Below are 5956 nucleotides of genomic sequence, written 5' to 3'. Positions count from 1 at the left end.
CGTGGGCTCGTATTTGTTTATAAGTGACCGGACGCCGCGGGTGCGGGCGCGGCGGCCGGGGTCGACGCGGGAGCCGGAGCCTCGGCCGGAGAGGTCGAGGCGGCGACCGGCGTGGCGACGGCAGCGGCCGGCTGTGCCGGCGCTGCGGGAGCGGCGGCGGACGCGGCTGCTGCGTCGGCGTCGAACTCGATCGTCTCGGGCTGCTCGCGCGGCGGACGCGTCTTCTCGACGCGACGCTGCTCCTGCTTCTGCTCGGCCTTCTTCTTGGTCGGCCCGAGCACCATGATCATGTTGCGGCCGTCCTGCTTCGGCGAGCTCTCCACGAAGCCGAGCTCGGCGACGTCGGCGGCGAGCCGCTGGAGCAGGCGGATGCCCATCTCCGGGCGCGACTGCTCGCGGCCACGGAACATGATCATGACCTTGACCTTGTCGCCGGCCGAGAGGAAGCGCTCGACGTGGCCCTTCTTGGTGCCGTAGTCGTGCGGGTCGATCTTCAGCCGGAAACGGATCTCCTTGAGGACCGTGTTCGTCTGGTTGCGCCGGGCCTCGCGGGCCTTCATGTCTGCTTCGTACTTGAACTTGCCGTAGTCCATGATCTTGCAGACGGGCGGGCGGGCGTCCGGCGCGACCTCGACGAGGTCGAGGTCGGCGTCCTGGGCCAGGCGCAGTGCGTCCTCCACGCGGACGATGCCGACCTGCTCGCCGTTGGGGCCGACCAGGCGGACCTCGGCGACGCGGATCCGATCGTTGATGCGGGGCTCGCTGATGTGGTGCTCCTTGAACTCGTCGTGGGACCCCGGGAACGAGGAAGGCCCCCGCCCTGGGTACAGGTGGGGGCCTCACGAGTCCGAGCAGGTGCTGCACCGACGGGCGGCACGACACCGGGCGTGCACCGCGTGAACGCGACGCACCCCTCGGACCGGACCCGGCCTCTGTCGTCGCGCCCTGTGCAGGTCGCGAGCGGTCGACGCTCGGGTGGGATCAGCTCCACTTGTACACCGCACCCCGTCGCCCGTCTCGGGGCAGCAGGATGCGGCTGGTCGTCGTCAAGGCTACCACGAGCACGGGATCTGCGGGACCGCGGCAGCGACCCGGCGCGCGACCCGGTAGCGACGCCACCCTCCGGCACGGACGTGAGCCACGACACGCGTCACCCAGGGTGCACTTACTTGAATCATTCCAGAATGCATGCGAACCTCCTGGTCATGGACCTCTCCGCCGCACTCCGTGAGCGCGGGCTGCGCGTCACGGAACCGCGGCTCGCCGTCTTCGACGTGGTCGGCGCCCACCCGCACGCCGACGCCGACACCGTCCTGACCGAGGTCCGTCGCACGCTGCCCACCGTCTCCGTCCAGGCGGTCTACGACGTGCTGCGCGCGCTCACCGACGCCGGGCTGCTCCGCCGCATCGAGCCCGCCGGTCACCCCGCGCGCTACGAGCGCCGCGTCGGCGACAACCACCACCACGTCGCGTGCCGCGGCTGCGGCGCGCTCGACGACGTGGACTGCGCCGTCGGCCACGCCCCCTGCCTGGTCCCCAGCACGACGTCCGGGTTCACGATCGAGAGCGCCGAGGTCACCTACTGGGGCCTGTGCCCCGACTGCCGCGCCGCCGGAACCACCTGACGACCACGCCGCGGCGCCCGGCGCCCGGCTCCTCGACCTCCCCCCGCTCCGCCGGCTCCGTCGCCGCGCGGCACACCCCCGGCCGGCCCCGCCCGGTCCTGCGAAAGGAACCACCGTGTCCCAGGTCCCGTACACCACGACGAACGCCGGCGCGCCGGTCGCGTCGGACGCGCACTCGCAGTCCGTCGGCGCCGACGGCCCCATCGCGCTGCACGACCACTACCTCGTCGAGAAGCTCGCGCAGTTCAACCGCGAGAAGGTCCCCGAGCGCATCGTGCACGCCAAGGGCGGCGGGGCCTTCGGCACGTTCACCACGACGCACGACGTGAGCGCCTTCACACGCGCCGCGCTGTTCCAGAAGGGCACCACGACCGAGACGCTGCTGCGCTTCTCGACGGTCGCCGGCGAGCAGGGCTCCCCCGACACGTGGCGCGACCCCCGCGGCTTCGCGCTGAAGTTCTACACGACCGAGGGCAACTACGACCTCGTCGGGAACAACACCCCCGTCTTCTTCATCCGCGACGGCATCAAGTTCCCCGACTTCATCCACTCGCAGAAGCGCCTGCCGGGCAGCCACCTGCGCGACAACGACATGCAGTGGGACTTCTGGTCGCTCTCGCCGGAGTCGGCGCACCAGGTCACCTGGCTCATGGGCGACCGCGGGATCCCGGCGTCGTGGCGGCACATGGACGGGTTCGGCTCGCACACGTACCAGTGGATCAACGCCGCGGGCGAGCGGTTCTGGGTCAAGTACCACTTCAGGACGAACCAGGGCATCCGCAACTTCACGCCCGACGAGGCCGCGCAGCTCGCCGGCTCGGACGCGGACCACCACATCCGCGACCTGTACGAGGCCATCGAGGGCGGCGACTTCCCGTCGTGGACGCTCTCGGTCCAGGTCATGCCGTACGCCGACGCCGCGGAGTACCGGTTCAACCCGTTCGACCTGACGAAGGTGTGGCCGCACGCCGACTACCCGCTCATCGAGGTCGGCCAGCTCGAGCTGAACCGCAACCCCGAGAACTACTTCGCGCAGATCGAGCAGGCCACGTTCGCGCCGAGCAACTTCGTGCCCGGCATCGCGGCGAGCCCCGACAAGATGCTCCTCGCCCGGATCTTCTCCTACGCGGACGCCCACCGGTACCGCGTCGGCACGAACCACGCGCAGCTCCCGGTCAACGCCCCCCACGCGGCGCCCGTCTACTCGTACTCGAAGGACGGCGCCGCGCGGTACGCGTTCAACGCCCCGAGCGTCCCCGTCTACGCGCCGAACTCGGTCGGCGGGGCCGCGGCCGACCCGGCGCGCGCCGCGGAGTCGCCGGGCTGGGAGTCCGACGGCGCGCTGCAGCGCTCGGCCGCGACGCTGCACCCCGAGGACGACGACTTCGGGCAGGCCGGCACGCTCTACCGCGAGGTGTTCGACGACGCGGCGCGTGCCCGCTTCCTCGAGACGATCACCGGCCACGTCGGCGCGGTGAAGAGCGACGAGATCCGCGAGCGCGCGATCGGCTACTGGACGAGCGTCGACGCGGGCCTCGGCGCCGCGCTGCGGGCCGCCCTGGCCGGCACGGCGCCCTTCGAGACGGGCGAGCCGGCGACCGCGAGCGTCCCGGTCGCCTGACACACGAGCACGACGGTCCTCCCCGGACCGGCAGCAGGGCCCGCACCCCTCGGTGCGGGCCCTGCCCGCGTCCGGGGGACGGCGCAGCGAGGTGCGCTCCGGCGTGCGCGGCGACCGGCGCACCGGCGCGCGATGAGAGGATCGGGGCATGTCCGAGCACAGCGCGAGCACGAGCCCCGTCGACCCCCGCACGCCCGAGACGGAGGCCGTGCGCGACATCGCCGACGTGGCCGCGGTCGAGGTCATCACGACCGCGGCCGTCCACCTCATGAGCGCCGCCGCGGTCAAGTGCGGCCTGAGCCCCGACACCGAGGACGCGCGCGGCGAGGACTACCTCGACCTCGACGAGGCCCGCAAGCTCATCACCGCGCTCGCTGCGCTCGTCACCGCCTCGGCGCCGGACCTCGGCAACCAGCACGCCCGCTCGCTGCGCGACGGGCTGCGCTCCCTGCAGCTCGCGTTCCGCGAGGCGTCGCCGTTCCCCGACGCGCCAGGCGAGGGGCCGGGCGAGAAGTGGACCGGCTCGGTCGTCTGACGCGCGCGGCGAGGGCAGGGCACCAGCGGTCGGACCGAGCCGGCTGACCGGCAGCGACGCCGACCGGCTCGGTCGTCCGATCTTCCGGGGATCGGGCGAGGCACTGACCGGCGCTCGATCGCGTCACCTGCCCGGCACGGACGGGGGTATCCGCGGCCACGCCCGGTGGTGCGACGACCCGGCGCCGCACGGGGCCGCTCCCCCACGGCGCGTCGCCCGCCGACCCCTCAGCGCGCGTCGACCGCGACGTGCGCCTCGACCGCGTCGCGCACCGGCTCGGCCGACGACGCCGACCGCAGCGAGCGGTCGCGGGCGAGCCGGAGCACGACGAGCCCACCGCCGGCGAGCACCACGCCGATCACGCTCGCCGTCAGGAAGCCGGCCCCCGGACCGTGCCGGTCGATGAACCAGCCGCACAGCGGTGCGCCGACCGCGGCGCCCAGCGTCATCGCGCTGCCCTGCCACCCCATGACCTCGCCGCGTCGCTCCTCGGGAGCCAGCCGGACGAGCGCCGCCGTGATCGAGGAGAGCGCGGGCGCACAGGGCACGCCGGCGAGCACGACCGCGATCGCGAGCAGCAGCGGCGTCCCGGCGGCTGCCGCGGGCAGCGTCAGGAGCGCGAGCACGAGCACGAGCACGAGCGGGTGCACCGCGCGGCGTCCCGCACCGTAGACGAGGCCGCCGACGACCGATCCGCCCGCCCAGAGCGCGATGACCCACCCGACGGAGGCCTCACGTCCCCAGCCCTCGAGCGCGGCGACGATGGACACGTCCGTCGCGTTGAGGACGAACGACACCGCGACCGCCGCCGCGAGGACGACGAGCAGCGCCGGGGTCACGACCCGGACGCCCGTCGCCGCAGCCACCGCGGCGGCGGGCACCGGCTTCGCGAGCGACACGACACCCTCGACGTCCGGCGCGGCCGGCAGGGTCGCGGACGACCGCGCGTGCACCTGCGACGTGCGGGTCGGCGGGTCGAACCAGATCAGCAGCACCCCGGCCGCGACGGTCGAGACGCCGACCGCGACGAGCGCGACGGTCGTCGAGACCTGCGTCGCGACGAGCACGCCGACGACGGGCGCCAGCATGAACGTCAGCTCGGTGCCGACCGAGTCGAGCGCGAACCCCGTGCGCTGCTGGACCGGCGGCACGAGCACGCCCAGCGACTGCCGGACGACCGAGAACACCGGCACGAGGAACAGCCCGGCCACGAACGCGGCGACGACGAGCGCCTCGTACCCGAGGAACGGCGCCACGACCCACACGGCCGACTCGACGACCACCGACGGGACGAGCGCGCGCCGCAGCCCGAGCGCGTCCACGCGCTTCCCGCGCCACGGGGCACCGATCGCTGAGCCGATCGTCACCGCGGCGACCACGACGCCCGCCTGGCCGTACCCCTTGCCCAGCGTCAGGACGACGTGCAGCGTGACGACGACGCCCGAGGCGGCGTGCGGCACGCGGGCGACGAGCGCGACGAGCACCAGGCGGAGGACGCCGGGCAGGCGCAGCAGGTCGACGTACGGCGAGAGGGACACGCGCGTCATTGTCTCCCGGGCCGCCGACGGCGAGCACGGTGTTATCCGGTGTGGCGACGTGACGTGCACCGCCCCGAGGGGATCCTCGCCGGTGTGCCCGCCCCGACCCGCGGCGCACCGCGCGACCGACCGGTGTGCGCGGGGCACGACGTCCGAGCCCGCCTCGGGTCCGGGGCGCAGGTGCGGCTCACCACGGACGGACGGCGAGGTCGACCTGGTCCCGCCCTATCCTGGGACGGTGACGCGTGAGCCGGAGACCGAGGACGGCGCCGCCACGCCCGCCGCGCGTGGCCTGCCCGACCACCTCGACCTCCTCGCCGAGCCGCTCCGCAGCCCCGTGCGGGAGCGGGACGAGGTGCCCGGGGCCGTCCCGCCGTCGGGCACGGTCGCGACCGGCCGGCACGAGCCGGGTGCCGGCGTCGGCGAGCCGACCGGTGGCACCGGCGGTGGCGACCGGCCCGCGCCCGAGATGGACCTCGCCCGGCGCCAGGACCCCACGGCGTCCGTGCCGGCGCCCCGCCCGGACCCCGACGTCACCCGAGCCCTGCCGACCGTGAGCAGCCCGCCGGCGCCAGCGGCCGCGCCGGAGCCCGGGACCGCGCCGGTGCCCGCGCCGGACGCCCGCCCGGGGACGCAC

5 protein-coding genes and 1 pseudogene are annotated in these 5956 nt (G+C 74.3%); 4 read left to right on the top strand and 2 right to left on the bottom strand.

Features of this window, described 5'->3' with window-relative positions:
* Positions 1-17: 17 nt before the first annotated feature.
* Positions 18-740, bottom strand: a complete 723-nt coding sequence (infC, locus tag AB6N24_RS22440) for a translation initiation factor IF-3 (RefSeq protein ID WP_412871577.1) — start codon at positions 738-740, stop codon at positions 18-20.
* 444 nt (positions 741-1184) lie between these two features.
* Here infC and AB6N24_RS22435 point away from each other — a divergent pair, with 444 nt between their 5' ends.
* The 3 genes from AB6N24_RS22435 (at position 1185) to AB6N24_RS22425 (ending at position 3781) form a co-directional block, all read left to right on the top strand.
* The gene (locus AB6N24_RS22435; protein WP_412871576.1) at positions 1185-1625 is read left to right on the top strand and encodes a Fur family transcriptional regulator; all 441 of its coding nucleotides are present in this window, start codon (positions 1185-1187) and stop codon (positions 1623-1625) included.
* Positions 1626-1740: 115 nt separating this feature from the next.
* Positions 1741-3246: a catalase gene (locus AB6N24_RS22430; protein ID WP_412871575.1), complete on the top strand. Its 1506-nt coding sequence runs from the start codon at positions 1741-1743 to the stop codon at positions 3244-3246.
* Between the two features lie 148 nt (positions 3247-3394).
* Positions 3395-3781, top strand: coding sequence for a DUF1844 domain-containing protein (locus AB6N24_RS22425; RefSeq protein ID WP_412871574.1), 387 nt, complete (start codon positions 3395-3397; stop codon positions 3779-3781).
* Positions 3782-4008: 227 nt separating this feature from the next.
* Here the strand turns inward: AB6N24_RS22425 and AB6N24_RS22420 are convergent, their stop codons facing one another.
* A complete protein-coding gene (locus AB6N24_RS22420; protein ID WP_412871573.1) occupies positions 4009-5328 on the bottom strand; it encodes an MFS transporter in 1320 nt (439 codons plus the stop codon).
* 229 nt (positions 5329-5557) lie between these two features.
* Between AB6N24_RS22420 and AB6N24_RS22415 the strand changes: the two are divergent.
* A pseudogene (locus AB6N24_RS22415) lies at positions 5558-5956 on the top strand (hypothetical protein); the annotation flags it as partial.

It is taken from the genome of Cellulomonas jepli (genome assembly GCF_047229345.1).
Classification (GTDB): Bacteria; Actinomycetota; Actinomycetes; order Actinomycetales; family Cellulomonadaceae; genus Cellulomonas_A.
Note: the sequence above shows the minus strand (reverse complement) of the source record. Positions and strands in the feature narration are given on the sequence as shown.

What these genes read in the sequence shown, in the direction of transcription:
- AB6N24_RS22435 (WP_412871576.1), top strand. Translation starts at nt 1,185, where the DNA reads ATGCATGCGAACCTCCTGGTCATGGACCTCTCCGCCGCACTCCGTGAG.
- AB6N24_RS22420 (WP_412871573.1), bottom strand. Translation starts at nt 5,328, where the DNA reads ATGACGCGCGTGTCCCTCTCGCCGTACGTCGACCTGCTGCGCCTGCCC.
- AB6N24_RS22425 (WP_412871574.1), top strand. Translation starts at nt 3,395, where the DNA reads ATGTCCGAGCACAGCGCGAGCACGAGCCCCGTCGACCCCCGCACGCCC.